Source organism: Mycobacterium sp. UM_CSW, assembly GCF_000455205.1.
Taxonomy (GTDB): domain Bacteria; phylum Actinomycetota; class Actinomycetes; order Mycobacteriales; family Mycobacteriaceae; genus Mycobacterium.
In genome coordinates this window covers 41,794-68,447 of record NZ_AUWQ01000005.1, presented here as the reverse complement: position 1 = coordinate 68,447, position 26,654 = coordinate 41,794, and the positions used below count along the sequence as shown (strand labels likewise).

The 26,654-nt window shown below is 66.9% G+C and carries 28 protein-coding genes; 18 read left to right on the top strand and 10 right to left on the bottom strand.

From position 1 onward, the window contains the following. Nucleotides 1-54: 54 nt before the first annotated feature. On the top strand, nt 55-477 hold the full coding sequence (locus tag N415_RS02785) for a nitroreductase family deazaflavin-dependent oxidoreductase (RefSeq protein ID WP_068176992.1): 423 nt from the start codon (nt 55-57) through the stop codon (nt 475-477). Nucleotides 478-558: 81 nt separating this feature from the next. Continuing rightward, a complete protein-coding gene (locus tag N415_RS02780) occupies nt 559-1,005 on the top strand; it encodes an ATP-binding protein (RefSeq protein ID WP_081665035.1) in 447 nt (148 codons plus the stop codon). Between the two features lies 1 nt (nt 1,006). Here the strand turns inward: N415_RS02780 and N415_RS02775 are convergent, their stop codons facing one another. Next, a complete protein-coding gene (locus tag N415_RS02775) occupies nt 1,007-2,365 on the bottom strand; it encodes a wax ester/triacylglycerol synthase family O-acyltransferase (RefSeq protein ID WP_068176988.1) in 1,359 nt (452 codons plus the stop codon). Nucleotides 2,366-2,586: 221 nt separating this feature from the next. On the opposite strand from N415_RS02775, the gene N415_RS02770 reads away from it, so the two are divergent. Both N415_RS02770 and N415_RS02765 read left to right on the top strand, forming a co-directional pair. Further along, nucleotides 2,587-3,471, top strand: coding sequence for a cyclopropane mycolic acid synthase family methyltransferase (locus N415_RS02770; RefSeq protein WP_068176987.1), 885 nt, complete (start codon nt 2,587-2,589; stop codon nt 3,469-3,471). 236 nt (nt 3,472-3,707) lie between these two features. Further along, nucleotides 3,708-4,136, top strand: a complete 429-nt coding sequence (locus N415_RS02765; protein ID WP_239645428.1) for a hypothetical protein — start codon at nt 3,708-3,710, stop codon at nt 4,134-4,136. 2 nt (nt 4,137-4,138) lie between these two features. Here the strand turns inward: N415_RS02765 and N415_RS02760 are convergent, their stop codons facing one another. Together N415_RS02760 and N415_RS02755 are read right to left on the bottom strand one after the other, a co-directional pair. Continuing rightward, nucleotides 4,139-5,044 (bottom strand): hypothetical protein, encoded by a 906-nt coding sequence (locus N415_RS02760; RefSeq protein WP_068176983.1) that lies wholly within the window; start codon nt 5,042-5,044, stop codon nt 4,139-4,141. Between the two features lie 74 nt (nt 5,045-5,118). Then, nucleotides 5,119-5,694 (bottom strand): hemerythrin domain-containing protein, encoded by a 576-nt coding sequence (locus tag N415_RS02755; RefSeq protein WP_068176981.1) that lies wholly within the window; start codon nt 5,692-5,694, stop codon nt 5,119-5,121. 91 nt (nt 5,695-5,785) lie between these two features. Between N415_RS02755 and N415_RS02750 the strand changes: the two genes are divergently transcribed. Both N415_RS02750 and N415_RS32165 read left to right on the top strand, forming a co-directional pair. Beyond that, on the top strand, nt 5,786-6,505 hold the full coding sequence (locus N415_RS02750; RefSeq protein WP_068176977.1) for a CoA pyrophosphatase: 720 nt from the start codon (nt 5,786-5,788) through the stop codon (nt 6,503-6,505). 80 nt (nt 6,506-6,585) lie between these two features. Continuing rightward, a complete protein-coding gene (locus N415_RS32165; protein WP_152531213.1) occupies nt 6,586-6,774 on the top strand; it encodes a hypothetical protein in 189 nt (62 codons plus the stop codon). A gap of 15 nt (nt 6,775-6,789) precedes the next feature. Here N415_RS32165 and N415_RS02740 read toward each other — a convergent pair whose 3' ends face one another. The 3 genes from N415_RS02740 to N415_RS02730 form a co-directional block, all read right to left on the bottom strand. Continuing rightward, complete coding sequence (locus N415_RS02740) at nt 6,790-7,860, bottom strand: LLM class flavin-dependent oxidoreductase (RefSeq protein WP_068176973.1); 1,071 nt, start codon at nt 7,858-7,860, stop codon at nt 6,790-6,792. Between the two features lie 207 nt (nt 7,861-8,067). Then, entirely contained in the window at nt 8,068-8,319 is a 252-nt protein-coding gene (locus tag N415_RS02735; RefSeq protein ID WP_068176971.1) for a hypothetical protein, read from the bottom strand. Between the two features lie 54 nt (nt 8,320-8,373). Next, entirely contained in the window at nt 8,374-8,589 is a 216-nt protein-coding gene (locus N415_RS02730; protein ID WP_068176969.1) for an acyl carrier protein, read from the bottom strand. A gap of 243 nt (nt 8,590-8,832) precedes the next feature. Here N415_RS02730 and N415_RS02725 point away from each other — a divergent pair, with 243 nt between their 5' ends. Then, entirely contained in the window at nt 8,833-11,844 is a 3,012-nt protein-coding gene (locus N415_RS02725) for an ornithine decarboxylase (RefSeq protein ID WP_239645427.1), read from the top strand. On the opposite strand, the gene N415_RS02720 is transcribed toward N415_RS02725, so the two are convergent. Then, the gene (locus tag N415_RS02720; RefSeq protein WP_068176967.1) at nt 11,841-12,407 is read right to left on the bottom strand and encodes a PadR family transcriptional regulator; all 567 of its coding nucleotides are present in this window, start codon (nt 12,405-12,407) and stop codon (nt 11,841-11,843) included. The two genes, N415_RS02725 and N415_RS02720, sit on opposite strands and share 4 nt — an antisense overlap. 119 nt (nt 12,408-12,526) lie before the next feature. Between N415_RS02720 and N415_RS02715 the strand changes: the two genes are divergently transcribed. The 3 genes from N415_RS02715 (at nt 12,527) to N415_RS02705 (ending at nt 14,796) form a co-directional block, all read left to right on the top strand. Next, nucleotides 12,527-12,958: a nuclear transport factor 2 family protein gene (locus N415_RS02715; protein ID WP_068176966.1), complete on the top strand. Its 432-nt coding sequence runs from the start codon at nt 12,527-12,529 to the stop codon at nt 12,956-12,958. Between the two features lie 11 nt (nt 12,959-12,969). Further along, nucleotides 12,970-14,007, top strand: a complete 1,038-nt coding sequence (locus N415_RS02710; protein ID WP_068176964.1) for an LLM class F420-dependent oxidoreductase — start codon at nt 12,970-12,972, stop codon at nt 14,005-14,007. 159 nt (nt 14,008-14,166) lie between these two features. Next, nucleotides 14,167-14,796, top strand: a complete 630-nt coding sequence (locus N415_RS02705; protein ID WP_204366807.1) for a hypothetical protein — start codon at nt 14,167-14,169, stop codon at nt 14,794-14,796. 17 nt (nt 14,797-14,813) lie between these two features. Here the strand turns inward: N415_RS02705 and N415_RS02700 are convergent, their stop codons facing one another. Continuing rightward, entirely contained in the window at nt 14,814-16,031 is a 1,218-nt protein-coding gene (locus N415_RS02700) for an MFS transporter (RefSeq protein WP_081665034.1), read from the bottom strand. A 167-nt stretch (nt 16,032-16,198) separates the two neighbouring features. Between N415_RS02700 and N415_RS02695 the strand changes: the two genes are divergently transcribed. The 4 genes from N415_RS02695 (at nt 16,199) to N415_RS02680 (ending at nt 19,083) form a co-directional block, all read left to right on the top strand. Continuing rightward, on the top strand, nt 16,199-16,480 hold the full coding sequence (locus N415_RS02695) for a hypothetical protein (protein WP_068176958.1): 282 nt from the start codon (nt 16,199-16,201) through the stop codon (nt 16,478-16,480). Nucleotides 16,481-16,589: 109 nt separating this feature from the next. Continuing rightward, entirely contained in the window at nt 16,590-17,372 is a 783-nt protein-coding gene (locus N415_RS02690; RefSeq protein WP_193376391.1) for an ABC transporter ATP-binding protein, read from the top strand. Then, entirely contained in the window at nt 17,369-18,334 is a 966-nt protein-coding gene (locus N415_RS02685; protein ID WP_068176954.1) for an aliphatic sulfonate ABC transporter substrate-binding protein, read from the top strand. The genes N415_RS02690 and N415_RS02685 overlap by 4 nt, the downstream gene beginning before the upstream one ends. 17 nt (nt 18,335-18,351) lie before the next feature. Further along, complete coding sequence (locus N415_RS02680) at nt 18,352-19,083, top strand: ABC transporter permease (protein ID WP_068177039.1); 732 nt, start codon at nt 18,352-18,354, stop codon at nt 19,081-19,083. On the opposite strand, the gene N415_RS02675 is transcribed toward N415_RS02680, so the two are convergent. Further along, on the bottom strand, nt 19,080-20,027 hold the full coding sequence (locus N415_RS02675; protein WP_068176952.1) for an FAD-binding oxidoreductase: 948 nt from the start codon (nt 20,025-20,027) through the stop codon (nt 19,080-19,082). The genes N415_RS02680 and N415_RS02675 overlap by 4 nt on opposite strands. 2 nt (nt 20,028-20,029) lie before the next feature. After that, nucleotides 20,030-21,247: a GNAT family N-acetyltransferase gene (locus N415_RS02670; RefSeq protein ID WP_068176949.1), complete on the bottom strand. Its 1,218-nt coding sequence runs from the start codon at nt 21,245-21,247 to the stop codon at nt 20,030-20,032. Between the two features lie 117 nt (nt 21,248-21,364). Between N415_RS02670 and N415_RS02665 the strand changes: the two genes are divergently transcribed. From N415_RS02665 to N415_RS02650, 4 genes are all read left to right on the top strand, one after another. Next, entirely contained in the window at nt 21,365-22,444 is a 1,080-nt protein-coding gene (locus N415_RS02665; protein WP_068176947.1) for an LLM class flavin-dependent oxidoreductase, read from the top strand. Between the two features lie 451 nt (nt 22,445-22,895). Continuing rightward, nucleotides 22,896-24,101, top strand: a complete 1,206-nt coding sequence (locus tag N415_RS02660; RefSeq protein ID WP_193376387.1) for an LLM class flavin-dependent oxidoreductase — start codon at nt 22,896-22,898, stop codon at nt 24,099-24,101. Nucleotides 24,102-24,128: 27 nt separating this feature from the next. After that, nucleotides 24,129-25,523, top strand: coding sequence for an NtaA/DmoA family FMN-dependent monooxygenase (locus N415_RS02655; RefSeq protein WP_068176944.1), 1,395 nt, complete (start codon nt 24,129-24,131; stop codon nt 25,521-25,523). A 5-nt stretch (nt 25,524-25,528) separates the two neighbouring features. Then, nucleotides 25,529-26,650, top strand: a complete 1,122-nt coding sequence (locus tag N415_RS02650; protein WP_068176941.1) for an LLM class flavin-dependent oxidoreductase — start codon at nt 25,529-25,531, stop codon at nt 26,648-26,650. The last annotated feature ends 4 nt before the right edge of the window (nt 26,651-26,654 follow it).

The following is a 26,654-nucleotide window of genomic DNA, read 5'->3' as shown; positions in this document are numbered from 1 at the left end:
CTAGTCGGGCTCCGCCCGGGGAATGGATCCGCGGCGTCCGCGGTTGAGAAGGCCATGACTGACCGGATCGAGCTGAGTCCGAGAGACTGGGTGCGCGAGCAAACCGAACGAATCCTGCAGCAAGGCACGACCGACGGCGTCGAGATCCTCGACCGGCCCGTCGTCCTGATAACCGTGACGGGCGCCAAGTCCGGCAAGCAGCGCTACGTGCCGTTGATGCGCGTCGAGGAGAATGGTCGCTACGCAATGGTGGCGTCGAAAGGCGGCGCCCCCGAACACCCGTCGTGGTACTTCAACGTCAAGGCCAACCCGGCGGTGACTGTGCAGGATGGTGAAAAGGTCGTCGCCCTCACCGCGCGCGAGCTGGAAGGGTCCGAGCGCGAGCACTGGTGGCGGTTGGCGGTGGAAGCGTTTCCCCCTTACGCCGAATATCAGGAGAAGACGGCGAGGCAGATCCCGGTTTTCGTTCTCGAATAGCCGCTCGAATCCTCTTGCCACGGAGGGGTTATCGCTCGGGTGCCAACGGGGTATCCCCCACTGATGCCCGGAGATTCACCTATGGCCGCAGTCCCCGCTGGGTTTACCCGAGCCGGCGCCGCGGACGCTGCCACCGCTGCAGAATTGCGCAGTGCCCTGCGACGGTGGCTGCAGGAGGTGACCGAGGTTCCGGCCGATCTTCGCGAGGACATCGTTTTGGGCGCCAACGAGGCGCTAGCGAATTGCGTCGAGCACGCGTACCGGGCCCACTCCACGCCCGGTCCGATGAAGCTGCACGCACGCCACGATCCCGGCGCACAATCCGTCAACGTGCGCGTCAGCGACCGGGGAATCTGGCATCGGCAGCAGCCCATGAAGCCCGACGATCCCCGAGCGTCCCGGGGCATCCTGCTGATGCACGCGCTCGCGGATCACTGCACCATCAACGCCCGGCCCGATGGCACCACGGTGTGCCTCGACTACGCCACGACGCCTACGCCGCTGGACGGCCGCGACATTCGCTCCTAGGTCACACGCCGTAGGCGCGCTCCAGATCCTTCAGCGACGTCTCCAAGTGGCCCAGCAGCCGCTGCAGATGGGGAACGCTGCGGCGGCAGCCGACAAGACCGAAGTCGAGGTTCTCGGCGTTGTTGGTCACGGTGATGTTGACCGCCTGCCCGTCGAGCGGGATCGACAGCGGGTAGTTCCCGTCCAACCGGGCGCCGCGCCAGTACACCGGTTCCGACGGCCCGGCAGAGACGTTCGAGATGACGATGTTGAACGGCGGCGAGGCGGCCGAGAGATAGCCGGGAATCAGCCCGAGGAACAGCCCCCCGATGTTGAAGGCCGAGAGCGCAAGCTGTTGAACGGGGGGCAACTGCCGGAACACCTCTTTGGTGTCGTGGATCGACGAGCTGATGATCTCCAGCCGCTTTGCCGGATCATCGAGGTCCGTCGCGAGGTTGCACAGGAACGTTCCGACCATGTTGCCGCCGCTGTCGTCGTCGGCCTTGCGCAGGTTGACCGGCACCATCGCCGTCAGCGGCTCACTCGGCAGGGCGTTCTGCTCGAGAAGGTAGGCGCGAAGCGCCCCGGAGGACATAGCCAGCACCACGTCGTTGACCGTCACTCCCGCGGCGGATTTCACCGCCTTGACGCGGTCCAGCGACCAGGACTGCGCGGCCACCCGCCGGGCGCCGCCGATCCGGACGTTGAACATGCTGCGTGGCGCACGGAACGGGAGGGTCAGTTGTTGTTCGAGCAGCGCCGCGCGCGCAAGCCTCACCGTGGACGGCGCCAGCGCGAACGCCGACCCCGCGGTGCGGCCGACCCGCTCGAGCAGCGATGGCCGCTTCCGCGGCTCCCTGTGCTGCCGGGGACCCAGATTCCATGGCACCCGCACCTCGTCGTCATCCGGGTCAGGGCTGAAGGCCCGTTGCATCAGCCGCAGCGCCGACACGCCGTCCATGAGGGAGTGGTGGTACTTCGTGTAGACCGCATAGCGCCCGTCCTCCAAGCCCTCGATGAGGTGCGCTTCCCAGAGTGGGCGGTGCCGGTCGAGCAGGCTGCCGTGCAGCCGGGAGGCCAATTCCAGCAGGTCACGCACGCGTCCCGGCTCCGGTAGGGCCGACCGGCGGAGGTGATAATCGAGCTCAACCTCCCGGTCGAACGACCACGCGACATTGGTGATGCCGCCGAAGAAGGCCGGGTGCTTGCGGAACGTCGGTTGAACGTCCGTGCGCTCGAGCATCGCCTGATAGGACTCGCGGACGAAGTGCGGCCCGGCGTCCTCAGGCGGCACGAAGAGCTGCAACGATCCCACGTGCATCGGATGCTCGCGTGACTCGCCGATGAGGAACAGCGCATCCGTCGGCGATATCGGTTCCATGGTTGGCCTCCCCACTCAGTCCATTCGATACGGCTCGTCCCCTCACAATTAGCCCGAGCGGGCATCGCCCACACCTGCAAAATTCGGCGCCGACAGTTCCCGCCGCTAGGGCCGTCAATTCGTTACCCGGCCATCCGGACGGATAGACTGCTAGGCCGTAACTCGAGCGGCTGAGATCACACGCCGCTGAGCCCAATAAATCCACGTCCGGGGGAAGTGCCATGCCTGAGAATCAGACCGAAGCTGTCGGCCTGGAGCCGCACTTCGAGGACGTCCAGGCGCACTACGACCTGTCCGACGAGTTCTTCGCGCTATTCCTGGATCCCACGCGCACCTACAGCTGCGCGTATTTCGAGCGCGACGACATGACCCTCGAAGAGGCGCAGATCGCCAAGGTCGACCTCTCGCTGGGAAAGCTCGGATTGCAGCCGGGCATGACGCTGCTCGACATCGGCTGCGGCTGGGGCACCACGATCATCCGCGCGCTCGAGCGCTACGACGTCAACGTCGTAGGGCTCACCCTGAGCCGCAACCAGCAGGCGCATGTCCAGCAGCGCCTCGACCGGCACCCGTCCGACCGGAGCAAGCGAGTGCTGCTGCGGGGCTGGGAGCAATTCGACGAGAAGGTGGACCGCATCGTGTCGATCGGCGCCTTCGAACACTTTGGACGCGACCGTTACCCTGACTTTTTCAAGATGGCCTACGAGGCACTCCCCGCCGACGGTGTGATGCTGTTGCACACCATCATCAAGCCCAGCGACGAGGAGTTCAGCGAGCGCGGACTGCCCATCACCATGACCAAGATCCGGTTCATGAAATTCATCATGGACGAGATCTTTCCGGGCGGGGACCTGCCCCAAGCCAAGGGTGTCGTCGAGCACGCCGAGCGGGCCGGCTTCGAAGTCAAGCGTGTCCAGCAGCTGCGCCTGCACTACGCCCGGACGCTCGACACGTGGGCGGCCGCGCTCGAGTCGCGCCGTGACGAGGCCATCGCGGTTCAGTCCGAAGAGGTCTACGACCGGTACATGAAGTACCTGACCGGTTGCGCCGACCTGTTCCGCGACGGCTACACAGACGTCGCGCAATTCACCCTCGCCAAGGGCTGACGTCACGCCCCTTACGGGTGGCTGGAACCGGTCGCGCCTCCGCGGCGCGGTTTATCGGTGCATCCCTGCGGGTAACACCACGAGCAACGACCTGATGCGGTAGGGGCCGAGGCTCCATGGTGCAAATCCGCAGGAAGGAACTGACCGTGGACGCCAGGCGCCAAGCGAGCGAAGTATCGGAGCAAAGAACCCATGCGACCGGCTGGCGTGCGCGTCGCGGGTTGTCCGGTGTGGCGATGGCATGCGAGATCGTCTCCGCGTCGATGTTGTGCGCGGCCAGCCTGGCGGGCCTGTTTGCCTACGTCGAGCCCGACAAGCCGACGGTCGAGTCGACGCTGGGGCCGCCGCCGGCCTCCCACCCGGTACGCCAGCAGGGGACCGTCATCGCCGTGTCCGGGGACTCGGTGACCGCCCGCAGCCCCAACGGCTACACACAGACCTACCGCGTCACCCCGGATACCACGGTCATATCCCGTGACGGCGGCCAACCCCGTGCCGGCGCTTCACATTTCACCGTCAATGAGCAAGTGGACATCGTCGGGACGATCCAGGGCGGCACGGCGCTGGCCACCGCGGTCGCGGACCGTGGCACCTCCAACGGCGATGGGCCCCCGATGGATCACATTGCGGCGCAACCGATCAGCGGCTCGCCCGGCGGCATGTGAGTTCACTCTGGTTGGCTAGTGCCGCCCAAATGCGCGCCGCTGTCATCCAATTCGTCGCGGCGTAGGGCCATCGGCGTCCTGGCCGGAATGTCCCCGCCGGCGACCACCGCGCGGGTGATCGGGGTAAGCGCCCGAAACAGCGTTTCCACCTCGTCGTCGCTAAGGGCATCGAGGGCAGACAGCGCGAGCGCGTCAGTGCTCGATTCGATGCGGTCCTTCAGCTCCCGCCCGGCCGCGGTCACCGTGCCGTCTCCGTCGAGCAGTCCCCGCTCGGCGAGCCGTTCCTCGTGGTGGCGCCACGCCGCTTCGTCGTAATCGCGGGTGCGGGCTATGTAGTCGGGCTCGACCCGGCCGGTCGCCGCGTGCAGCACGTTGGATTCCCGCCCCGAGACACCGGCGGCCGCCAGCACCGCCACGTGCCCATCGCCGCGTTGCTCACGCAGCAGGGTCGCGGCATGCCAAAGCGCGGTCAGCGGTTCGTCCGGCCAGGGCAGCGCCAGATTCGCGGCGAACAGCGGTCGCCCGTCGAGCGGCGCCCCTCGGGCCGCCTTGGCCGCCAATTCGGCTGCGACGGCGACGTTTTCATCCGCCTCGACGCCGTATCGGCGCAGGGCCGCGACCGCCGATTCCTGCCGGGCACGCAACGCGGCCTCGGGGCCGGCGATCTCCCACGCCGCGGGCAGCGCCTTCGCGACGCGCTCGGGGGCGAAGTTGTAGAAGATCGCGGTGACGACCTCGCGCGGCACGATGCCCAACGGCGCCGATCGGGCGGCGAAGTACCCCATCCAGAAGCCGCGGTAACCCAGCGCGTCGAGCGCCGCCCGCGCTTCCGGCGCGAAGTAGGTGACTGCATGCACCGGCTCGAATCGGTCGAAGAAGCGCCGCGCCAACGCCGGTTCTCTGCGCACGTTCGCAGTTAACCACGCCGCTCGTCGGGAGCCGTCCCGAGGACACCCCGCGGCCGCCGTGCGCGGCCACGGACTCATTGGCCTTTCAGGCTGCCGATCCGAAGGGAAAAGTCCGTGCGTTTGGGCGGCGGATCGGTTTCGAGCGTGTCGACGTAGTCTTCGGGGTCGCGGTCGACGATCGGCAACCCCTCGGTGGTCGGATGCTCGGCCATGAACTCGCTGTATTGCCGCCCGAGCGCCTCGCGCAGACCGATCGGGGCGTTGCGACGAAAATCGGGCAGCCCGTCCCGTTCCTCCTCGCCCATGTGGTCGTCGTTCGCCGACCGGGTGCGGCCGACGGCGGCCCACCACTCATCCGTGCCGACCCGAGCCGCGTTGGCGTCGCGCACCCCGTCCCGAATGTCGTTGTGATCACCGATGGCGTCGAGCGTCTCGCCTTCGGGATCGTTGGTACCGCGCTTCAGCAGCTGCGGGTAGAAGATCTTCTCCTCGATGTAGGCGTGCACATCCAGCTTGTCAGCGAGGGGACGCCACACCCGCTCGAGTGCCGAATTGTTCACCGGCGCCTGCGTGCGCAGCGCGTCGAGCCTGGCGAACTGCTCGCGGAACCAGTCGTGGTCGGTCTGGATCAGGACCGTGATATCAGCCATGCCGGCTCCTAACCTCTCGGACCGCTACACCTTCGGCCATCGTGTTCCATGCCGGGCCAGAGTTCAACCGGCCGTTGCTTAGGCTCGACAAGTGACGATCTCCTATGACGAAGGCCTGCGCGACCGGATCCGGGCACACTTGGCCGCCCATGACCGGCGCACGGTCACCGACCCGACGAAGCGGCACGCGGCCGTCGCGGTGGTCTTGGTCGACTCGGAGCTCGGGGAGGACAGGGTCGATCCCGCGCCGCTGGACGACTGGATCGCGGTGGGCCCGGAGTTGGAGAACGACCTCGACGGCCGCATGGTCGATGTGTCCGGTGGCGCGGCTTTCCTGCTGTGCCGCAGGGCATCTCGCCTCACTTCCCATGCGGCGCAGTGGGCGCTCCCAGGTGGCCGGGTCGATCCGGGTGAGCCGGCCGTCGACGCGGCGCTGCGCGAATTGCGCGAGGAGGTCGGCATCGAACTGCGCGACTCGGCGGTGTTGGGTTTGCTCGACGACTACCCGACCCGGTCGGGCTACGTCATCACCCCGGTGGTGATCTGGGGAGGCGGACGACTGGACCCGCGGCCCGCGCCCGCGGAGGTCCTGGCGGTGTACCGGGTGGGCCTGCACCAACTGCAGCGGGACGATTCGCCGCGGTTCATCAGCATTCCGGAGAGCCCACGACCGGTCGTACAGATCCCGCTGGGGAACGACCTCATCCACGCCCCGACCGGCGCGGTGCTCCTGCAGTTGCGGTGGCTGTGCCTGGAAGGCCGCGACGACCGGGTGGACGAGTTGGAACAGCCGGTGTTCGCCTGGAAGTAGGTTTAGCGCCTCTCGCCGGCGAGCCGGTGATTCGGCCGAGCCCCGAATGGGTATGTCTCTCTGGGGTTGTGCAGCGAGTAATGGGAGACGAGATTCTGATGGCGGTGGAACGTGGACGGGCGCGATGCCCGCGGTGCGCGGCGTGGGCCGAGTATCAATTTCTTGAACTCGCTGACAACAAGCTCGAGTACGAGGTGCAGTGCGGCGCTTGCGGTCACCTCCACTCCGAGGTGACGTCGGTGTACCCGGCCGCCACCGCGGCTGCCTAAGACGGCGGAAACCGCTTAACTGACAAACTCTTTGGCCGTCAGCTGTGAAACAAGCGGCCGGCTCGGAATCAGCTCGCGGAGAATGGGCGCGACTTCGGACTGAAACAGCTCGAGGCTACGGCGCTGCAGGGCGGCCGTCACCCCGTCGGTGTCCGCAGCGAGATGCATCACTTCGTGTCCGAGCCGCTCGTGGTAGCGACCCACCTTGTCGATCACTTGTTCTGGGCTACCTACCAACGCCGAGCTTCGCTCGACGAAATCTTCGATCGACTCGAATACCACCGGAATCCCGGCACGGCGCTGCGCCGCCAGGCGTGCCTCGAACATCGGACGGTACGTGGCCACCGCTTCCTGCGACGTCGGGGCGATGTAGAACCCCGCGGTTCCCGCCCCGACGAGGGCGTCCTCGGGCCGGTGACCGTAAGACTCCCAGCGCTGCCGGTAGTGGCGAACCAGTTCGGCGTAGGGCTCGATGGTGTTGCTGACGTTGGCGGAGAAGATCGGGTCCCCGTGGCGGGCGGCAAGGTCGACCGAATCGGTACTCGTTGCGCTGCCGTGCCAGATTCGAATTCGGTGCTGAAGCGGCCGGGGCAGTGCCTTCGCATTGACGAGTGGCGGGCGGAACCGGCCCGACCACGTCACGCGTTCGTTCTCCCACAGCAACCGGAACAGTTCGTAGCCTTCACGATTGCGGTCCCATTGATCGGCGGTGGTCACGTGGAACAGCTCGACCTGCGCCGCACCGTTGCCCTTGCCGATGATCAGTTCGAGCCGGCCGCCGGAGAGGTTGTCGAGCGTTGAATAATCCTCGAACGCACGAACCGGATCGAGCAGACTCAACGTCGTCACGCCCGTGAACAAGCCGATCTTCGACGTGCGCGCCGCGATGTGGCTGAGCACCACTGGAGGCGAAGAGGAGATGAACGGGTCCTCGTGGCGCTCACCAACCGCGAAACCGTCGAAGCCCAGTTCTTCGGCGAGGGCTGCCTTGTCGAGCACATCGCGCAGCCGATCGGCGGGGCTCTTCTTCTCACCCGAAACGGGGTCGGGCAGGTGGGTAATCAGCGTGATGAGTAGAAACTTCATCGAAAATCCTCGGCGATCGGCCGTCCGAAATGGCTGTTCGTTCAGATGAACCCAGGGACTCCCGACTTGATTCCCGGCGCATTATGCGGCGCGGTGCTCGCGCCCGCCGATCAGGTAAACGGCGACGCGCAACTCGGGCCGAGGGTCGTTGGACGGCTCGATCCCCTCGAGACGGGGATCTGCGCAGCCGGATCTAAACGATTTCGATCAAATGTCTGAATGCGGTGTGGGACTCTGACCCGATTCCCATTTCGCCGCGAGGGATCTGTTGACCGGCGTGCCGGGTGCCAGGCCGAGCTGGAACGTCTCGCCGGCGCCCTCGAGTGTCACGACGAAGCGGCCGTCGGTGAAGTCCTTGAACACCACCTTGTATGGCTGCTCGCCGGCACCGCGGTCGACGGCGATCACATCGCCAGGTGCGACGTCGTCGATTCGGTCGTTACCGGTTACTTCACTCATCTACGCGACGATAGCGACCAATTGAGTTGCGACGCAACCTTATTGAAGGTGAGCTCATTTGGTGAGCTGCACCAGGAATTCATGGCAGCGCTGCGCGCGCTTGGAATCCTCCGCCATGACATCCTCGAAGAACGAGGCCACGTCGTCGAGCCCCGCGTTCTTGGCATCGCGGACGTACTGTCCGTAGTCGTGCCCGGCCTTCAACGAGTGGTACTGCACCGAAACAAGGTCGTAGGTCACATCGTCGAAGCCGGTTTCCCCCGTGGCCATTGCGCGCCTCCTTAAGGTCGTCGTCAGAATTGACGTGTGAGGCCTACCCGTGGGCCAAGGGCCTAAACAGATGGCGGCGTGGTTGGACGCACGCGTTCCAAGAGCCCGTAACCATTGTCTCCGGGTGCTGTCTACTCGACGGACGTGCAATATTTGTCTTCTGGTAACCGGCGGGCGGATTGTGTCTGCGAACCTTGACCGACGCTCCGGGACGGAGTCGCCGCGACCAAAGAAAGGGCGACCATGACGGAACATTTGCGCGCTTACAACAGTCTTTGGCAGGTCCGTAGCGACTCGTGGTGCCGATTGGAGGAGGCCGCCGACCGGCTCACCCGCCCGACCACCGAGGGCGCGCTGAAGACGAAGTGCATCAACACCTGCCAGGAATTGCTCACGCGGCTAAGCACTCTCGAGCCGTACTGGGCCTATCCGGGTTCGCCGCATTTCGCCCGCGTCCAGCGACTGTTCGCCGCCGGCAGCTACGACAAGTTCGCGCAAGCCCTGGTACAGATCAACCGCGCGCTGACCACGGAGTCGTACCGCACGGGCGACGTGGAGAACGCGGGAAGCGACGACCTCGACATGTTCCCGTCCGACCCGCGTCAGCTGGTCGAGCATCAGCCGGCGACGCAGCGGGACCGCCCCTATTTCGAGGTGTTGGTCGTCGAGAAGATGACCGAAGACCAGGAGCGGGCGCTGCGCAACGAGGTCCGCAAATGGCGGCGCCCCGACGACGAATTCGTCTACGAGCTGGTGGTGGTGTCCAGCGGCGATGAGGCACTCATTGCGGCACGGCTCAACGTCAACCTGCAGGCGGTGGTGATCCGACGGCGCTTCTCACACCAATCGACCCGGGACCTGTCGGCGCTGGCGGAGTTCGTCGATACCGGGGTGTCGCACGAGTTGGCGGACCACCAGTCGCCCGAGGAACGTGCACAGATCCTCGCGGTTTCCCTCGCGAAGTTGCGGCCCGAACTCGACCTCTACCTGATGACCGAGATCGAGGTGGAGGACATCGCGGGGCGGCTGGGCCAGTACTTTCGCCGGGTGTTCCACGCTCGGGAAGGCATGCTCGAGCTTCACCTGTCGATCCTGCAGGGTGTGGCGGCGCGCTACCGCACCCCGTTCTTCAGCGCCCTCAAGCAGTACAGTCACCGGCCCACGGGCGTCTTCCACGCCCTGCCGATTTCGCAGGGCAAGTCGATCGTCAACTCGCACTGGATCCGGGATATGGTCGGCTTTTACGGCCTGGACGTGTTCATGGCCGAGACGTCGGCGACGTGTGGCGGCCTGGACTCCCTGCTCGAGCCGACCGGGCCGCTGCGCGAATCCCAGCAGCTCGCCGCGGAGGCCTACGGGTCGCGGCACACGTACTTCGTCACCAACGGAACCTCGACGGCCAACAAGATCGTCACGCAGGCGTTGGTGGCGCCCGGTGACATCGTGCTGCTGGACCGCAACTGCCACCAGTCCCATCACTACGGGATGATGCTCGCGGGCGCGAATGTCATTTACCTCGAGGCGTATCCGCTCAACGACTACTCCATGTACGGCGCGGTCCCGCTGCGCGAGATCAAATCGAAACTGCTGGCGCTCAAGCGCGCCGGCAAGCTCGACCGCGTCAAGATGATGTCGCTGACGAACTGCACCTTCGACGGGATCGTCTACGACGTCGAGCGGGTCATGGAGGAGTGCCTCGCGATCAAGCCCGATCTCGTGTTCCTGTGGGACGAGGCATGGTTCGCGTTTGCCCGCTTCCACCCCGTATATCGGACCCGCACCGCCATGGCGGCGGCACGCGCGCTGCGGGAGCGGCTGGCCGACCCCGAGTACAAGCGCCGATTCGAGGAGGAGCTGGCAACCGAGGGTGCGCCCAGCGACGACGACCTGCTGGACCGCCGCCTGCTTCCCGACCCCGCACGGGCCCGGGTGCGGGTCTATGCGACCCAGTCGACGCACAAGACCCTGACCGCGCTCCGACAGGGATCGATGATCCACGTCTTCGATCAGGACTACGACCAGAAGGTGGCGGAACCGTTCCACGAGGCGTACATGGCACACACCTCCACCTCGCCCAACTACCAGATCCTCGCGTCGCTGGATCTCGGCCGCCGGCAGGTGGCGCTGGAGGGTGTCGAGCTGGTGCAGCGGCAGATCGAGAACGCGATGCAGCTGCGCGACGCGATCGACAACCATCCGCTGCTCAGCAAGTACATGCGCTGCCTGCGGACCTCCGATTTGATTCCCGAGGATTACCGGCCGTCGGCCATCGAACAGCCGCTGCGCTCCGGTCTGCGCAACATGATGGCCGCCTGGGATCAGGACGAGTTCGTGCTCGATCCGTCCCGAATCACGTTGTTCATCGGGCCAACGGGCTACGACGGCGACACGTTCAAGCGCCAACAGTTGATGGACCGCTACGGAATTCAGATCAACAAGACGTCGCGCAACAGCGTGCTGTTCATGACCAACATCGGCACCACCCGCAGCTCGGTGGCCTTCCTGGTAGAGGTGCTCGTCAACATCGCCCGCGAGCTGGACCAGAACATCTCCGAGATGAGCCTCGGCGAGCGCGAACACTTCGCGCGGGCGGTCTATCGACTCACCGAAATGTCTTTGCCCCTGCCCGATTTCAGCGGCTTCCACCCGGCGTTCCTGGATCACAGCGGAAGTGAGGTGACGCCCGAAGGGGATGTCCGCCGAGCGTTCTACCTCTCCTACGATGACACCAATTGCGAATACCTCACCGGCGAGCAGATCGACGAACGCCTGGACGCGGGCGTCGACATCGTGTCGGCGACGTATGTGACGCCTTATCCGCCAGGGTTTCCGGTCTTGGTGCCCGGCCAGGTGTTCAGCCGCGAGATTCTGCAGTTCATGCGCGACCTCGACACACCCGAAATCCACGGCTACCTACCGAATTTCGGGTACCGCGTGTACACCGAGAAGGCCATGGAGATGGTCAGCGAGGCGGTCGGGCTGGCGCCCAACGGTCATCGCCCCTCGCGAGCCAAGGCCGCGCCGGCAGCGGCGAAGGGGCCGAAGAAGAAGTCGGCCAAGCACGGTCGGTCCAACGGCCACGGGAACGTCCCCGAGGTCGGGCACGAGGAACTGGTCGGTTCGCAGCACCCCGGCGACGCGCTCGCGGCGGACCCGCCGACGGCCGACGAAGGCGATGTCCCCGAGGTTGGCGTGGACGAATTGATGGGCGAGCAGCAACCCGGCGACGCGGTGCAGACCGAGCAGCGCTCCTAGGCGCGCGAGCCGGGTAGCCGATGCTCGATGATCGTCAGCGCGCGCTCACCCCAGCGAATGTTCTCCTTTTCGAACGAGATTCCACGCAGCAGCGTCAGATAGGGACCCACCCGTTCGGCCTGGGCCAGATATGCCGCTTCGCTGCGTCCGTCGAGCATTCGGGTGCGCGTGCGTTCGTAGCGCTGCAATTTGGCCTTCGCCCGTTCCACTCGTTCCACCATGAAGTCGCGCACCGCCCGCGCGTCACCGGCGTCGACGGCCATGACTTTGACCGCGAGCTCGTCGCGGATCACGGAGGGCTTCGGCGCGCGGGCGGTGAACTGCACGATCGCTTCGTAGCCGGCTTCGGTCAGCGAGAACATGCGCTTGTTGGGCCGACGATCCTGCTGCACGACCCGCGCCCGGATGAGACCCTGCTCGGCGAGCCGCTCGAGTTCTCGATACAGCTGCTGAGGGGTGGCCATCCAGAAGTTCGCGACCGAAGCGTCGAAGCCTTTGGCCAGGTCGTACCCGGAGGCTTCGCCGTCGAGGAGCGCGGCCAGCACCGCATCACGCAGGGACACGCCTGACAGTGTAACGATGTGAATAATCAACAAAGTGACTAATCGCACATCGACATACGGACCGACAGGCTTTAGCGTCGAGCACGCCTATTCAACTAATTGACTATGCGAGGTGTCGCATGAGTGCTAAGCATCCCTTTCGCAAGGCGGTCGAGGAGCGCGACGAGGCGGCCATCCAGGCGATGCTGGCCGACACCGTGGTGTTCACCAGCCCGGTGGCGTTCAAGCCCTATATCGGCAAGCCGATAACCGCCGCGATCCTGCGCGGTGTGCTGCGGGTCTTCGAGGACTTCCACTACGTCCGCGAAATCGGCGACGGCAACGGGCGTGACCACGCGCTCGTATTCGAGACCGGGATAGCGGGGGCGCCGGGTGTAAAGATCACGGGTTGCGACTTCCTGCACTTCAACGACGACGGGCTGATCGACGACTTCATGGTGATGGTCCGGCCGCTGTCGGGTGCAACCGCGCTGTCCGAGGCGATGGCCGCGCAGTTCGATCGGATTCAGCAAGAGGCCGTCGAACTGGCCAACCAGTTCGCCACCGCATAGGGGCAGGGATCATGCGGATCGGATTGGGAATCAACTACGCCGGCGGGTTCAAGGACGTCGCCGCCGAAGTGGCCGACCTGGAACGCGCCGGGTTGGACATCGTCTTTGTCCCCGAGGCGTATTCGTTCGACGCGGTCAGCGCGCTGGGCTACCTGGCGGCGAGCACCGAACGGGTTGAGCTGGCGTCGGGCATCCTGCAGCTCTACACGCGCACCCCCACGCTGACCGCCATGACCGCCGCGGGTCTCGACTATGTCTCCGACGGCCGGTTCACACTCGGCTTAGGCGCCTCCGGCCCCCAGGTGATCGAGGGCTTCCACGGCGTGCCCTACGACGCCCCGATCGCGCGCACCCGCGAAGTCATCGACATCTGCCGCCAGGTGTGGCGCCGCGAGACCCTGCAACACAGCGGCAAGCACTACACGATCCCGCTGCCCGCGGGCCAGGGCAGCGGGCTCGGCAAACCGCTGAAGCTCATCAACAACCCTGTCCGAGAGCGCATCCCGATCCTGGTTGCCGCGCTGGGGCCCAAGAACGTCGAGCTGGCCGCCGAAATCGCCGAGGGCTGGCAGCCGATCTTTTATCTGCCCGAGAAGGCGCGCGACGTGTGGGGGGAGGCGCTGGCCGCCGGTCAGGCCAAGCGCGACCCCGCGCTCGGGCCGCTCGACGTGTACGCCGGACCGGTGCTAGCCATCGGCGAAAACGTCGAGCCCCTGCGCGAATTCGTCAAACCGCACCTGGCGCTCTACATCGGGGGGATGGGCGCCAAGGGCAAGAACTTCTATCACACCCTGGCCACCAAGTACGGCTACGGCCCGCAAGCGGACCGCATTCAAGAGCTCTACCTGGCCGGCGACAAGGACGGCGCGGCGAAGGTGGTGCCCGACGAACTGGTGCGAGACGTCAACTTGATCGGTACGCGCGAATTCGTCAAGGACCGCCTCGCGGCCTACCGCGAGGCGGGCGTGACCACGCTGAACGTTGCGCCCATGGCGGGCACGCCGCAGGAGCGGATCAAGCTGATCGAGACGCTGCGCGAGCTGCTCTGACCGCCGGCGTCACGCCCTGCCAAGGCCGCGCTTGCCATAGCATGTGTTTATCGCGCCGGCAGACCGTAGAAAGCAGCTGCAATGGACCTGGACCGAATCACCCACCCGCTGAGGCTCGCCCGAGGATCGCATCGGCCCGGATCGGGCAAAGGCTGTGCAATGAACGTGATTTCGTACATCAACGGCGACGAGCAGATCACCGACTTCCCGGCGACCTCGGCGCGGCCGCTGGCCTCCTTCGTCCAGTTGTGCAACGACCTGCTGGCCGGACCCGACGGGTATCTCGCGCCTGATGACAGCATGGTGGTGCTCGACTTGGCGTGGCTGACGGTTGGCACCGCCGACGTCACCGGAACCGTCGTGCACCCATGGGTCGCGAAGCTGTTGGTCAGCCCGCCGTGGGGCGTCATTCGCTACGCGGAGAACGCGGCGGCGGCAGGCGCGATCACCGACATCGCAGAACTGCATCGCCGGCTCGTCCCCGGCGAGTTGCCGCCGATCGCCGAGTGGGACGGCGCCGCCCGCGCCGCGCGCGCGATCGGTACCGCACCGGTGACCGCCGAAAGGTATGCCGTCCGGACCGCCGCTCAATCGACGGCACTCGTCGAGACCGACGACTGCTACACGCTGGATGCTGTGACCGGCAACGCCCTCAAAGCGCATCGATTGGCAAACGCGGACGCTGGAGCCGCCCGCGTCTTGGAGATCACGCGCCACGCCATTCGCTCATGGCGGCGCTTGGCGGGGCTGAGCGTCGTCGGCGAGCGACCCAAAATCGTTGCGGCATAAGGCATCCGACCGCCAAATCAACTCTGGCGGTGAGCAGCCCGTCGCAGCCGCACCGCGCGTGTCACCGCTGTCGCCAACGCCAGCACCGACATGACGGCCAAGATCGTCGTCGAGACCGCGGATCCGGCGGTGCTGAGTATCAGCGGCAGGCCGAAGCCGACGTAGGTCACCACGTAGAAGACTCCGACCAGGGCGCCGCGCAGCCGCTGCGGTGCCGCGGCTTCCAGGTCGATCAAACCCTCGCGCAGGCATAGGCCCGACGCGCACCCCAGGATCAAGAACAGCGGCACGCCCAGCGCCACCGACATGGTCGGCGGGGCCACCGCGGTAGCCGCGTAGCCGAGCGCGGCCAGCACGGCGCCGGCGGTGCCGGCGTGCGGTCCCCAGCGAAGAACGCGGCCCAGGATTTGGACGAGTCCGCTCACGCCGTTGACGATCAGCGTGGCGGTTCCCGCGGCCATCGGGGCCGCGAGCCCGGTGTGCAGGCGGCTGGGGATGGCGATGAATCCCAAAGTCGCCGAGGCGAACACCCACGGCGCGAGCGGCATGGCCCAGCTCAGGGCCCACGCGGTTCCCCGTCGCGCCGCGGTCGAGGGCTCCCAGGCGCGCGCTGCCGTCGTCGTCTCGTCCGAGCTCCGCACCGCCAGGATCGAGAAAATCATCGCCGCCACGACGAGGGCGGCGGCTAGCCCGAACGACACCCGAATGCCCGGCTGGCCGGCCCGCGCGATCGCGCCTGCGGCGAACGGCCCGACGGCGAACCCGGCGAGCAACACCGCGCCCGCGGTGGCCGCGCCGGCGGGACCCCTCAGATCGGACGCCCATGCGGTGCAAGAGCTCATCAGGAGACCCACCCCGAGTCCGACGACCAACCGTCCCGCCAGCAAGACGTCGGGTTGTTGCGAGAACAGCATGGCCAGCGTGCCCACCAGAGCGGTCGTCGAGCCTGCCAACGCCACGGACTGGCGCCCGAGCGCATCCGAGGCGCGCCCGCCGAAAAGCAGGCCGGGCAACAACCCGAGCGCGTAGATCCCGAATATGGCGTCGAGCCGGGCCGCGCCGAGGTGCTGGCGGTCGTCGATCGACGGCATCAACGCGACGAAGTGGTTGGCGACCCATCCCGTCGACAGCAGCAAGGCCAGCACGCTCGCGAACACGGTTCGGTTCGCGCCCGACTCGAGGCCCGCGTCGCGCTCGTCCGCCGTCGCCAACGCCGACGCGTTCGACGGGCTCACTGCTTTGTCCTCCCAGGGCTTGCTAACTCACGAATAGACGTAGCGACTTACGAAGGTATTCCCGCGTCAGCGCAAGCAAACACAACGTCCGTCGGCGCAAACCAGAGTGAGGTTTGAGATCAGCCGGTTTGGTGAACAGACAGCTCAAACCGGACCTAGGAGGGCAAATGATCAAGCAAACCGCCGCGGCCACGATCGCGCTGGCCGCGCTGCTGTCCGGCGCGTGCTCGGCCTCCCAGATCGTCAACACCGGCGGCGACACGAAATGCAAGGACTTCACCGGGCAGGACGAAAAGAAGCAGAGCGATGAGGTCAGCAAGATGCTCAAGGACAAGAACGGGTCCGATCCGACCAACGCGGAGATCACGGCGACCCGGCTGTCCGCGTTGACGTACTGCCAAACGTTGGGCAAGCCGGACACGAAGATCTCCGAGGCTCCGCACGGCTGACCGGGCTGACCGCCGCCGGGTTCAAATCACGACCGATCCAAACCTGGTGACCGCCGACGCCGATTCCTAGGCTGCGCGGGTGACGTCGAGCAACCCCGCGCCGGCGCTTGTGTCCTTGCGCGGTGTCAACCGAACGTTCGGCAAGCACGCCGTGCTGGACGACGTCGACCTCGAGATCGAGCCGGGCGAGGTGGTCGCGTTGCTCGGATCGTCCGGAAGCGGCAAGTCGACGCTGTTGCGGCTCATCGCCGGGCTGGACCGTCCGACGGACGGGCGGATCGAGATCGACGGCATTCCGGTTCGCGGGATCGATCCGCGCTGCGCCATGGTCTTTCAGGAACCTCGACTGCTGCCATGGCGAAACCTGGCGGACAATGTGGCCTTCGGCCTGCCTCGCGGCACCACGCGGTCGAAAGGGCCAGCCGTGGTGCAGCATTGGCTCGATGTGGTCGGGCTGCGTGAATTCGGCAACCACTATCCGCGGCAGGTGTCCGGCGGTATGGCCCAACGCGCAGGGCTCGCGCGCGCCCTGGCCCGGCGGCCCAGCGTGCTGCTCCTCGACGAGCCGTTGGCGGCTCTCGACGCATTGACTCGGCTGCGGATGCAGGACCTGCTCGACACTGTGCAGCAGGAGGCGGGCACCACCACGCTTCTGGTGACACACGACGTCGACGAGGCAGTGATCCTGGCCGACCGCGTGCTGATCCTGCGCGCCGATGACCGCGCCGAAGCCGGGGGCGTCGCGACCATTGCCGCGACGTTCGACATCACCATTCCCAAACCGCGCGACCGTGGCGACCCGCGCATCGTCGGGCTGCGTGATCGGTTGTTGGACGAACTCGGCGTGCGCCGGCACGGCGCTGCCGGCGATGAGGAGGCAATAGCACGATGAAAGCCCGTTATCTGGCGGCAATTTCGGTTTTCGCGGTGGCCGCGGCCGTGTCCGCCTGCGGTTCGAAAGCGGGTCCGACGGCTTCGAAGGACATCCGACTCGATTACGCCTATTACAACCCTTTGAGTCTGGTGGTGCGGGACCAGCACCTGCTCGAGGGCCGGGGTTACAACGTCACCTGGGTTCTTTCGGCCGGCAGCAACAAGGCCAACGAGGGGCTCCGTTCGCAAGCGCTGGACTTCGGGTCGACCGCAGGTTCGGCCGCATTGGTCGCGCGGGCCAACGGCACACCGATCAAGATCATCGACGTGTACAGCAAGCCGGAATGGACGGCCCTGGTTGTCCCGAAGAACTCCCCGATCAACTCGGTGGCCGACCTGAAGGGCAAGAAGATCGCGGTTACCAAGGGGACCGATCCGTACTTCTTCCTGTTGCAATCGCTTGCGACGGCCGGGCTTTCGCCTGCCGACGTGGAGATCATCAACCTGCAGCATGCCGACGGTAAGACCGCCCTGGAGCGCGGCGACGTGGATGCCTGGTCAGGACTGGACCCGTTCATGGCCCAGACCGTCCAGCAACAAGGCTCGCGGTTGCTTTACCGCAACCCGGATTTCAATTCCTACGGCGTGTTGAACGCCCGCGAGGACTTCATCACCGCGCATCCGGATCTCGTCCAATCCGTGGTCAATAGCTATGAGGAGGCCCGGAAATGGGCGAAAGCACATCCCGAGGAGTTGGCGGCGTTGCTGGCCTCGCAGGCGAAGGTGACACAGAGCGTGGCCCAGGAGGAGTTGCAGCGAACGGCATTGGACATCCAGCCCGCGCCGGGCGATCCCCAGCGCGCGGTCCTGACCAACATCTTGCCGATCGCCGTGGCGGACTCGGACATCAAATCCGACGAAGCCGGGCGCGGCGCCTTGAACACGATCATCGACCCGAAGTACGCCCAACACGCATCCTGAGGTTGCGCGCCGCACCGGTGGCGGGACTCGTCGTTCCGCTGCTGCTGCTGGCGACATGGCAACTGGTCACTGCCGCGGGACTTTTCTCGGCCAGTCAGTTGCCGCCCCCCGGCGATGTGGTGGCCGCCCTCGGCGGGCTGCTCCGCCACGGTGAACTGTGGACCCACCTGCAAGCCAGCCTGTTACGGGTGGTGCTCGGCTACCTGGCGGGCGCGGCGGCCGCGCTCGCGCTCGGTTCCCTGATCGGTCTGTCGGGTGCCGCGCGCAGCCTGCTGGCGCCGACGGTGGCGGCGCTTCGCACGGTGCCCTCGTTGGCCTGGGTGCCGTTGCTGCTCTTGTGGTTTGGGATCGACGAGACGCCGAAGGTGTTGCTCGTCGCCATCGGTGCGTTCTTTCCCATCTACACGACGACGGCGTCGGCACTGACGCACGTCGACCCGCAGCTTCTGGAGGTGGGCCGCGCCTACGGTCGGCACGGTGCCGCGTTGTTGGCGACCGTCATGCTGCCGGCGGCCGCGCCCGGGCTGGTCAACGGTCTGCGATTGGGCCTGGCGAATGCGTGGCTGTTTCTGGTGGCGGCGGAGCTGATCGCTTCGTCGAAGGGGCTCGGCTTCCTGCTCATCGACAGCCAGAACACCGGGCGCACGGATGTGATGCTGCTGGCGATCGTCCTGCTCGCCGGGTTGGGCAAACTCAGTGACGCCGCGCTGGGCACGCTCGAGCGCCGAATGGTGAGGCGGCGCACTTAGCCCAGGAGGAGCTCGCTCGGCGGCTCGTCGTTCAACACGGCGTGGGCCAGCAATTCGCCGAGCAGCGGCCCGAACTTCATCAGGTTGCTGCCGACGAAGGCGACGACGCGACCCCGCCGGGCCACCGTCCAGCCATCGCCACCCGAGTCCAGCCACTCGGCGCGAGCCGTGACGCAGTCCACCCGGCCCACCGGTGACAGGGACGGAAACAGCGCGCGCACGGTCGCGGCGTCGGGCACCTCCTGCCCGAACGCCCAGCGCCCCGTGCTGCCCAGCGGCAACCCGTATCCCTCGGGCGCGGAAAGGCATGCGGCGCCAACCGCTTCGGCGCCCTCGTAGGTGAAGCGCGTGTGCGGGGCGAATTCGATGCCCAGCGGACCGAACAGGGCCGGCGTCTCGACACCCGCGCAGATGAGCACGCGGTCCGCGTGCACGACGGTGCCGTCCGCGAGCGTCGTCGCGCCGTCGTCGTCGACCGACACGACCTGGCCGCGCTCGATGGCGGCGCGGCGCGCCAGGGCGTCGCGCGCGCGGCGGATGCGCAGGCTCCCGCCCTGCGGATCGAACACTCCGGTTTCCCACGGCGCGGCCAAAAACGGTATCCGCGCCGTGATTTCGGATCGGTCAAGTCGAAAGTAAGCGGCGCCGGCATCGTCCATTGCGGCCGCAATGTCCGGGCCGGCGTCGGCGGCGATGAAGCCCTCCGTGCCGAGCAGGCGTCCGGCGCCGAACTCGGTCTCCCAGCGCTGCCAGCCGTCGCAGGCCCGCATGGCGAGCCTGCATAGCACGGGGCGCCGATGCGCGATGCGGAAGATGCGCGCCAGTCCCGCGGATTGTTCCGCGAACGGCGCACCGCGCTCGAACACGACCGGCTGTTCCCCGCGCCGGGACAGCTCGTAGGCGGCCGCCAGTCCACAGATGCCCGCGCCGACGATGACGATCATCGCTAGAAGTAAAACCCTGCGTGCGGGGCGTCGGGCACCGCGAACAGCCGATCGGCGACGGCGAGCGCTTGCGGGTCATCGGCGCGGGCCAGTCCGGCGGTGGCCAGGGCGCGCCACGTCGCGCCACCGAGCAGCGCGGCGCCGAGTGCTTCGACCCCGGTGTGCAACTGGGCCGGTCGGTCCGTCGGCTTCGCGCCCGCGGCGGTGATGGTGAAGCTGGCCGAATTCTCCGGCAACAGGGGGTCGTCTACCGCCATGGTGACCTCTCCATCCCCGACATATCCGCGCGCCGCCAACGCCTTTCGCGCGTCGACGACGCGCAGCCACGTCTCGTCGTGCACCGCGGTAACCCGCGCGGCTCGCCGATCTACGAGCAGCCAGGGCAGCGGAGCATCGGCCGGCAGCATCCAGAACACGACGCGATCGATGAGATCGAGCCCGAGCAGGAAACGCAGCAACCCGACGTAGGCATGCATCGTGGGCGCGAAGAAGTCCTCGACCGCGATGGTGCGCTGGTCGCTGACGAACCAGGCATCGGTGTCGACGGGGCGGTAGCGAGCGAATCCGGACTCCGATCCCGGTTCGCCGTGCACCGCGACATACGAAGCGCCAGGCGAGGATTCGGCGCGCATCCGCAGGCTGCGCCACCAAACCGCCGGGCGGTCGATGGTTCCCGGGCGGGACGGACGATTCTCGGCGTAGATCCGGGGCAGGAGGTCCCAGGATTCGCCCACCTCCACCAGCCGCACCGGACCGCCGGCTGGCACCCCTGGGCGCAGCGCGGCCCGTGCGGTCTGAACCTCGACCGTCTGCGACGAACTCGCCACGCCATAGCCGTACCGCTCGTAGATGGTCGCCTCCGAGGCGCGCAGCGTCGCGACCGCTTCGCCCCGCGCGGCGATGTCGCGCAGCTGATGATGTATCAGGTCGGTGGCGATGCCTTTTCGGGTGAACGACGGCAGCACCCCGATATGGGTCACGGCGGCATGGCCCACGATCGCGCCGCCGGGAAGCGTAAGTCCGCTCGTCACCGCGTCGGCGGTGCCGACGAGTTGCCCCGACACGAAAGCGCCGATCGTGCGGCCGGGTTCCACCAGCTCGGTGATCTGGCCGGGCGCCAGGTTCGTCAGCGGCGGGAACCCGACCATGGCGGCGCGGAACACGTTGGCCGCAGCGACGAGGTCGTCCTCGCCCTCGAGGACGCGAATGTCGGTGCTCATGCCGCCATCATGTCTCGTGCCGTCGGGGGCAGTGCCCGCACCTCCCTCGGGCACCCGTTGGGTGGGGCCACAACCCAGCTTGCCCTCCGCTCGGCAGGAACCTAGCGTCGACGGCAGATGACTCCTCGATTCTTCTGGTTCTTGCCCACCACCGGTGACAGCCGTTCGATTGTCGGCGGATCACACGCATCGTCGAACCGCGCCATTCCGAACGGATATCGCCCACCGAGCCGCCGCTATCTGGCGGAAGTGGCTCGCGCCGCGGACCGGCTGGGTTTTGAGGGAGTGCTGACACCGACCGGGACTTGGTGCGAAGACGCGTGGCTGACCTCGGCAGCGTTGCTGGCCGAGACCGAGAAGCTCAAGTTTCTGGTCGCATTCCGCCCCGGGCTGGTGCCTCCCACCCTGGCCGCGCAGCAGACCGCTACGCTGCAACGATTTTCCGGTGGACGGGTGCTGCTCAACGTCGTCAGCGGCGGCGACGATGCCGAACAACGCCGTTTCGGCGACTGGCTCGGCCACGACGAGCGCTACGCTCGCACCGCCGAGTTCCTACAGATCGTCACCTCAGTGTGGACGCAGGAGTCGGTAGATTTCACCGGCAAGTACTACAGAGTCGCCGACGCCAGGGTGTCGGCGCCGCCGAATCCCTTGCCGGAGATTTACTTTGGTGGATCGTCGGCGGCGGCGCTGCCGATCGCTGCCGAGTATGCCGACGTGTACCTCACCTGGGGCGAGCCCCCGGACGACGCCGCCGCCAAGATCGAGCGCATGCGCGAGCAGGCCGCCGCGGTTGGCCGCAAGGTTCGGTTCGGCATTCGATTGCACACCATCAGCCGCGACACCTCGGCGGCGGCCTGGGCCGTCGCGAACGAGATGCTTGCCGATCTGACCGACGAGGAGATCGCCAAAGCCACATCGCTGCATGCCAAATCGGAATCCGAGGGACAGCGACGGATGACGGCCCTGCACGGCGGCCAGGTGGACAAGCTCGAGGTCTACCCGAATCTGTGGGCCGGAGTCGGTCTGGTCCGCGGCGGCGCCGGCACGGCGCTGGTCGGCAGCCACCGGGAGGTCGCGGACCTAATCCTGGAATACCATTCGCTGGGCTTCGAGGAGTTCATCCTGTCGGGCTACCCACACCTCGAAGAGGCGTACTGGTTCGCCGAGGGCGTGCTGCCCCTGCTGCCGAAGTAGCGGATCCCTGCTGGGCGTCGTGACGGGGTTGTAATCCGTGTGATTCCAAGAGCGCCAGCGCCCCGGCCATGCAGCGCGAGAGCGCGTATTTGCCGCCTAAGCACGCGCCGCGCTGGGGCCGTCAGCGCGCTTCCGGCCGCTGCCGCTGGGCGTCCGAACCGCCGATGGGCGCGGAAAGCAAACTGATGGGATCACAAGCGCAACAAGCGAAGTCACGGCGGGCGAGCGGTGCGCGAGAGGTGAACCCCCGGCCGGCAAACCGGCCACCCCGACGCCGGCATGTTTTCCTGCTCAACGGGGGTGACGGCGCCGCCCGCCGTGCGACGCCAACCTGATCATCGAGTAGTTATTCCCCTCGGTGGCTGGGCCCGGCCAAAACCGCCGTCGCGGTCCGCGTCTCCGGGCGCACCGCGGCACAGTGGTTGTATTCGTTAGGAAGGCTGGTCTGGTGATGCCCGATTCGTCGAGCCTCGTGCACCTGGCGGTGGCGTTGGATGGTGCCGGCTGGCATCCGGCCGCATGGCGGGAGGCCGAAGCGCGACCGCACGAACTGTTTGACCCCGCCTACTGGGCCGACCTGGTCGCCGAAGCCGAGAGCGGATCGCTGGACTTCGTCACTATCGAGGACGCGATGACCGTCCAGTCGGACGATCCCTTCGAGCCTGACAATCGCGTCGACCGCGTCAGCGGTCGCTTGGACGCGGTCCTCGTCGCCGCCCGAATCGCCCCGCGCAGCAAAGGCATTGGGTTCGTGCCGACGGCGACGATCACTCACACCGAACCATTCCATGTGTCGAAGTCGATCGCCACGCTCGACTACGTGAGCACCGGCCGGGCTGGGGTCCGGGTCCAGATCTCCGCTCGCAACGACGCGGCGGCGCACTTCGGGCGCCGCACGCTGCCTCGCCTGTCCCTCGACGTGATCGATGATCCCGCCGTTCAGGAGCAGATCCGCGAGCATTTCGCCGAGGCCGCGGATTACGTCGAGGTGCTGCGTCGCCTGTGGGACAGCTGGGAGGACGACGCCGAGATCCGTGACGTCGCGACCGGACGGTTCATCGACCGTCAGAAGCTGCACTACATCGACTTCGAAGGCCGGTGGTTCTCCGTCAAGGGACCGTCGATCACCCCGCGCCCGCCGCAGGGGCAGCCGATCGTCGCCGCACTGGGACACAACCGTGTGTCGTACCAGTTGATCGCGGGCAGCGCGGACGTCGGGTTCGTCACACCGCGCGACGCCGCGCAGGCGAGCGATATCGTCGGCGAGATCAGGGCGTTGCGAAGCGCCGCGGGCCCGAGCGGCGACGCGCTGCACATATTCGGTGACGTGGTGGTGTTCCTCGATCGCACCCCGCAGGCCGCTCAGGCCAGGCGACGCCGACTTGATGAACTGACCGGAGCCGAATACCGCAGCGACGCACACGTTTTCGTCGGGACCCCGAAACAGCTGGCCGACGTGCTGCAGGAGTGGCATGCCGCAGGGCTGTCGGGATTCCGGTTACGGCCGGCCGCTTTGCCCCACGACCTCGTGCAGATCACCCAGGGCCTGGTGCCCGAATTGCGCCGTCGCCGGCTGTTCCGTGCCGCCTACGAGGCGGACACGCTTCGCGGACTGCTCGGATTGCGCCGTCCCACCAACCGCTACGCGGTCGCCTGAAACAAGCCCGATATTGAGGATCTCCCGATGAGCGCTCCGGCAAAACAGATTCACTTGGCGGCCCACTTTCCCGGCGTCAACAACACGACGGTGTGGAGTGACCCGGCGGCGGGAAGCCACATCGAATTCAGCTCGTTCGCGCGGTTTGCTCAGGCGGCCGAGCGAGGCAAGTTCGATTTCCTGTTCCTGGCCGAAGGCCTGCGGTTGCGCGAACAGAACGGACAGATCTACGACCTGGACGTGGTGGGCCGTCCCGACACCTTCACCGTGTTGGCCGCGCTCGCGGCGGTGACCGACCGCCTTGGACTGACCGGCACGATCAACTCCACCTTCAACGAGCCCTACGAAGTGGCCCGGCAGTTCGCCTCGCTGGACCATCTCTCCGGCGGGCGCGCCGCGTGGAATGTCGTCACCTCCTGGGATGCGTTTACCGGCGAGAACTTCCGCCGGGGCGGATTCCTGGCCGAGGATCAGCGCTACGAGCGGGCAAAGACGTTCCTGCAGACGACGCTGGAGCTCTTCGACTCGTGGCGCGGCGACGAAATCGTGGCGGACAAGAAAACCGGCGTCTTTCTGTCCGACCCACACGCGGGCGCATTCGCCCACCGAGACGCACATTTCGACATCCACGGTCGATTCAACGTCCCGAGAAGCCCGCAAGGCCGGCCGGTGATCTTCCAGGCCGGCGATTCCGACGAGGGTCGCGAGTTCGCCGCTTCGGCCGCCGACGCGATCTTCTCCCGACACAGCACGCTAGGAGCCGGGCAAGCGTTCTACGCCGACGTCAAGGGACGCCTCGCCCGATACGGGCGACGTCGCGACGAGTTGCTCATCCTGCCCGCCGCAACGTTCGTCATCGGTGACACCGACGCCGAGGCCGCCGACATCGCCCACGAGGTGCGGCTGGCGCAGGTTTCCCCTCAGACGGCGATCAAATTCCTCGAACAGCTCTGGAACCGAGACCTGTCGGACCACGATCCGGACGGCCCGTTGCCCGCCATCGACCCCATCGTGGGGGAAAACACCGTTTCGCGCGGGAGGGCCAGCGTCCGCATGTTTCGGGACCCGATCGCGATCGCCAATGACTGGCGGGCTAAAGCCGAGGCGGAAAAGCTGACCAGTCGCGAATTGATCGTCGAGGTGACCGGGCGCCAGTCCTTCATCGGGTCACCGCAGACCGTCGCCGCTACCATCAACGACTTCGTGCAGGCCGACGCCAGCGACGGGTTCATCCTGGTCCCGCATATCACGCCCGGGGGGCTCGATCCCTTCGTCGATCAGGTCGTGCCGCTGCTGCAGGAACGCGGCGTGTTCCGCGCCGACTACGCGGGCACCACCCTGCGCGAGCACCTCGGCTTGCCGCCGCTGCCGGTGCCCGGGCGATCGGCCGACCCGGACGCCTCCAGGGGGGTGGCTTCGTAGGGCTCATGACTACCCCACTAACGGTCCTCGACCTCGTTCCGATCTCGTCAGGCTCGACCGCCGCGCAGGCCCTGCGCAACAGCATCGACCTCGCGCGGCACGCCGAAGGCATGGGCTACGCGCGCTACTGGTTCGCCGAACACCACCTCAACCCCGGCGTCGCGGGCACCTCTCCCGCGGTGCTGCTCGCCCTGACCGCCGCGCACACGTCGACGATCCGGCTCGGTTCGGGCGCGGTCCAGATGGGGCATCGCACCGCCTTGTCCGCAGTGGAGGAATTCGGCTTGCTGGATGCGGCGCATCCGGGCCGATTCGATTTGGGCCTGGGGCGTTCCGGTGGCAAGCCGCGGGTGCCGGCACGGGTCGCCCCGGCGCCGCGGCCGGTGGTCAATGGGCACGCATCGAATGGATTGCGCATCCCTGCCAGATTCGATCCGACGCCGCTACTGAGCTCGCCGCGCCTCGCGTTGCACAATGCTTTGCTGTCGCAGCCGGGTGCCGAACCGCAGAATTACACCGAGCAGGTGGACGACATTCTCGCCCTGATCGCCGGTGCCTATCGATCCGCCGAGGGCGAAGAGGCGCATGTCGTGCCGGGGGAAGGCGCCGACCTGCAGATCTGGATCCTCGGCAGCAGCGGCGGGGAGAGCGCGGCGGTCGCCGGCGACCGGGGCCTGCGGTTCGCCGCCAACTACCACGTAGCGCCGGCGGCGGTCCTGGAGGCCACCGATGCCTATCGGGCTGATTTCAGGCCCTCGCCCGAGCTCGACCGGCCGTACGTCTCGGTGTCGGCCGACGTCGTCGTCGCCGACGACGAGGCCACCGCACGCAACCTCGCCGCGGGTTACGGGCCCTGGGTGCGCAGCATTCGCACCGGCGAGGGCGCGATCCCGTTTCCCACCCCCGACGAAGCGCGCCGGCACACCTGGACCGCGGCCGACCGTGAACTAGTCGCGGACCGCGTCGAGACCCAGTTCGTCGGCTCCGCGGTGCAGGTCGCCGATCAGCTCGAGCGATTACGCGATGCGACCGAGGCAGACGAGCTGATCATCACGACGATCACTCACGATCACCAGGACCGGGTTCGGTCCTATCGGCTGCTCGCTGAGGAGTGGGCCCGGCGATGAGGTG

Bases quoted from the DNA above. Each gene is read 5' to 3' on its own strand.
- N415_RS02785 (WP_068176992.1), top strand. From the start codon at position 55: ATGACTGACCGGATCGAGCTGAGTCCGAGAGACTGGGTGCGCGAGCAA.
- N415_RS02780 (WP_081665035.1), top strand. From the start codon at position 559: ATGGCCGCAGTCCCCGCTGGGTTTACCCGAGCCGGCGCCGCGGACGCT.
- N415_RS02775 (WP_068176988.1), bottom strand. From the start codon at position 2,365: ATGGAACCGATATCGCCGACGGATGCGCTGTTCCTCATCGGCGAGTCA.
- N415_RS02770 (WP_068176987.1), top strand. From the start codon at position 2,587: ATGCCTGAGAATCAGACCGAAGCTGTCGGCCTGGAGCCGCACTTCGAG.
- N415_RS02765 (WP_239645428.1), top strand. From the start codon at position 3,708: ATGGCATGCGAGATCGTCTCCGCGTCGATGTTGTGCGCGGCCAGCCTG.
- N415_RS02755 (WP_068176981.1), bottom strand. From the start codon at position 5,694: ATGGCTGATATCACGGTCCTGATCCAGACCGACCACGACTGGTTCCGC.
- N415_RS32165 (WP_152531213.1), top strand. From the start codon at position 6,586: ATGGGAGACGAGATTCTGATGGCGGTGGAACGTGGACGGGCGCGATGC.
- N415_RS02740 (WP_068176973.1), bottom strand. From the start codon at position 7,860: ATGAAGTTTCTACTCATCACGCTGATTACCCACCTGCCCGACCCCGTT.
- N415_RS02735 (WP_068176971.1), bottom strand. From the start codon at position 8,319: ATGAGTGAAGTAACCGGTAACGACCGAATCGACGACGTCGCACCTGGC.
- N415_RS02730 (WP_068176969.1), bottom strand. From the start codon at position 8,589: ATGGCCACGGGGGAAACCGGCTTCGACGATGTGACCTACGACCTTGTT.
- N415_RS02725 (WP_239645427.1), top strand. From the start codon at position 8,833: ATGACGGAACATTTGCGCGCTTACAACAGTCTTTGGCAGGTCCGTAGC.
- N415_RS02715 (WP_068176966.1), top strand. From the start codon at position 12,527: ATGAGTGCTAAGCATCCCTTTCGCAAGGCGGTCGAGGAGCGCGACGAG.
- N415_RS02710 (WP_068176964.1), top strand. From the start codon at position 12,970: ATGCGGATCGGATTGGGAATCAACTACGCCGGCGGGTTCAAGGACGTC.
- N415_RS02705 (WP_204366807.1), top strand. From the start codon at position 14,167: ATGAACGTGATTTCGTACATCAACGGCGACGAGCAGATCACCGACTTC.
- N415_RS02695 (WP_068176958.1), top strand. From the start codon at position 16,199: ATGATCAAGCAAACCGCCGCGGCCACGATCGCGCTGGCCGCGCTGCTG.
- N415_RS02685 (WP_068176954.1), top strand. From the start codon at position 17,369: ATGAAAGCCCGTTATCTGGCGGCAATTTCGGTTTTCGCGGTGGCCGCG.
- N415_RS02675 (WP_068176952.1), bottom strand. From the start codon at position 20,027: ATGATCGTCATCGTCGGCGCGGGCATCTGTGGACTGGCGGCCGCCTAC.
- N415_RS02670 (WP_068176949.1), bottom strand. From the start codon at position 21,247: ATGAGCACCGACATTCGCGTCCTCGAGGGCGAGGACGACCTCGTCGCT.
- N415_RS02665 (WP_068176947.1), top strand. From the start codon at position 21,365: ATGACTCCTCGATTCTTCTGGTTCTTGCCCACCACCGGTGACAGCCGT.
- N415_RS02660 (WP_193376387.1), top strand. From the start codon at position 22,896: ATGCCCGATTCGTCGAGCCTCGTGCACCTGGCGGTGGCGTTGGATGGT.
- N415_RS02655 (WP_068176944.1), top strand. From the start codon at position 24,129: ATGAGCGCTCCGGCAAAACAGATTCACTTGGCGGCCCACTTTCCCGGC.
- N415_RS02650 (WP_068176941.1), top strand. From the start codon at position 25,529: ATGACTACCCCACTAACGGTCCTCGACCTCGTTCCGATCTCGTCAGGC.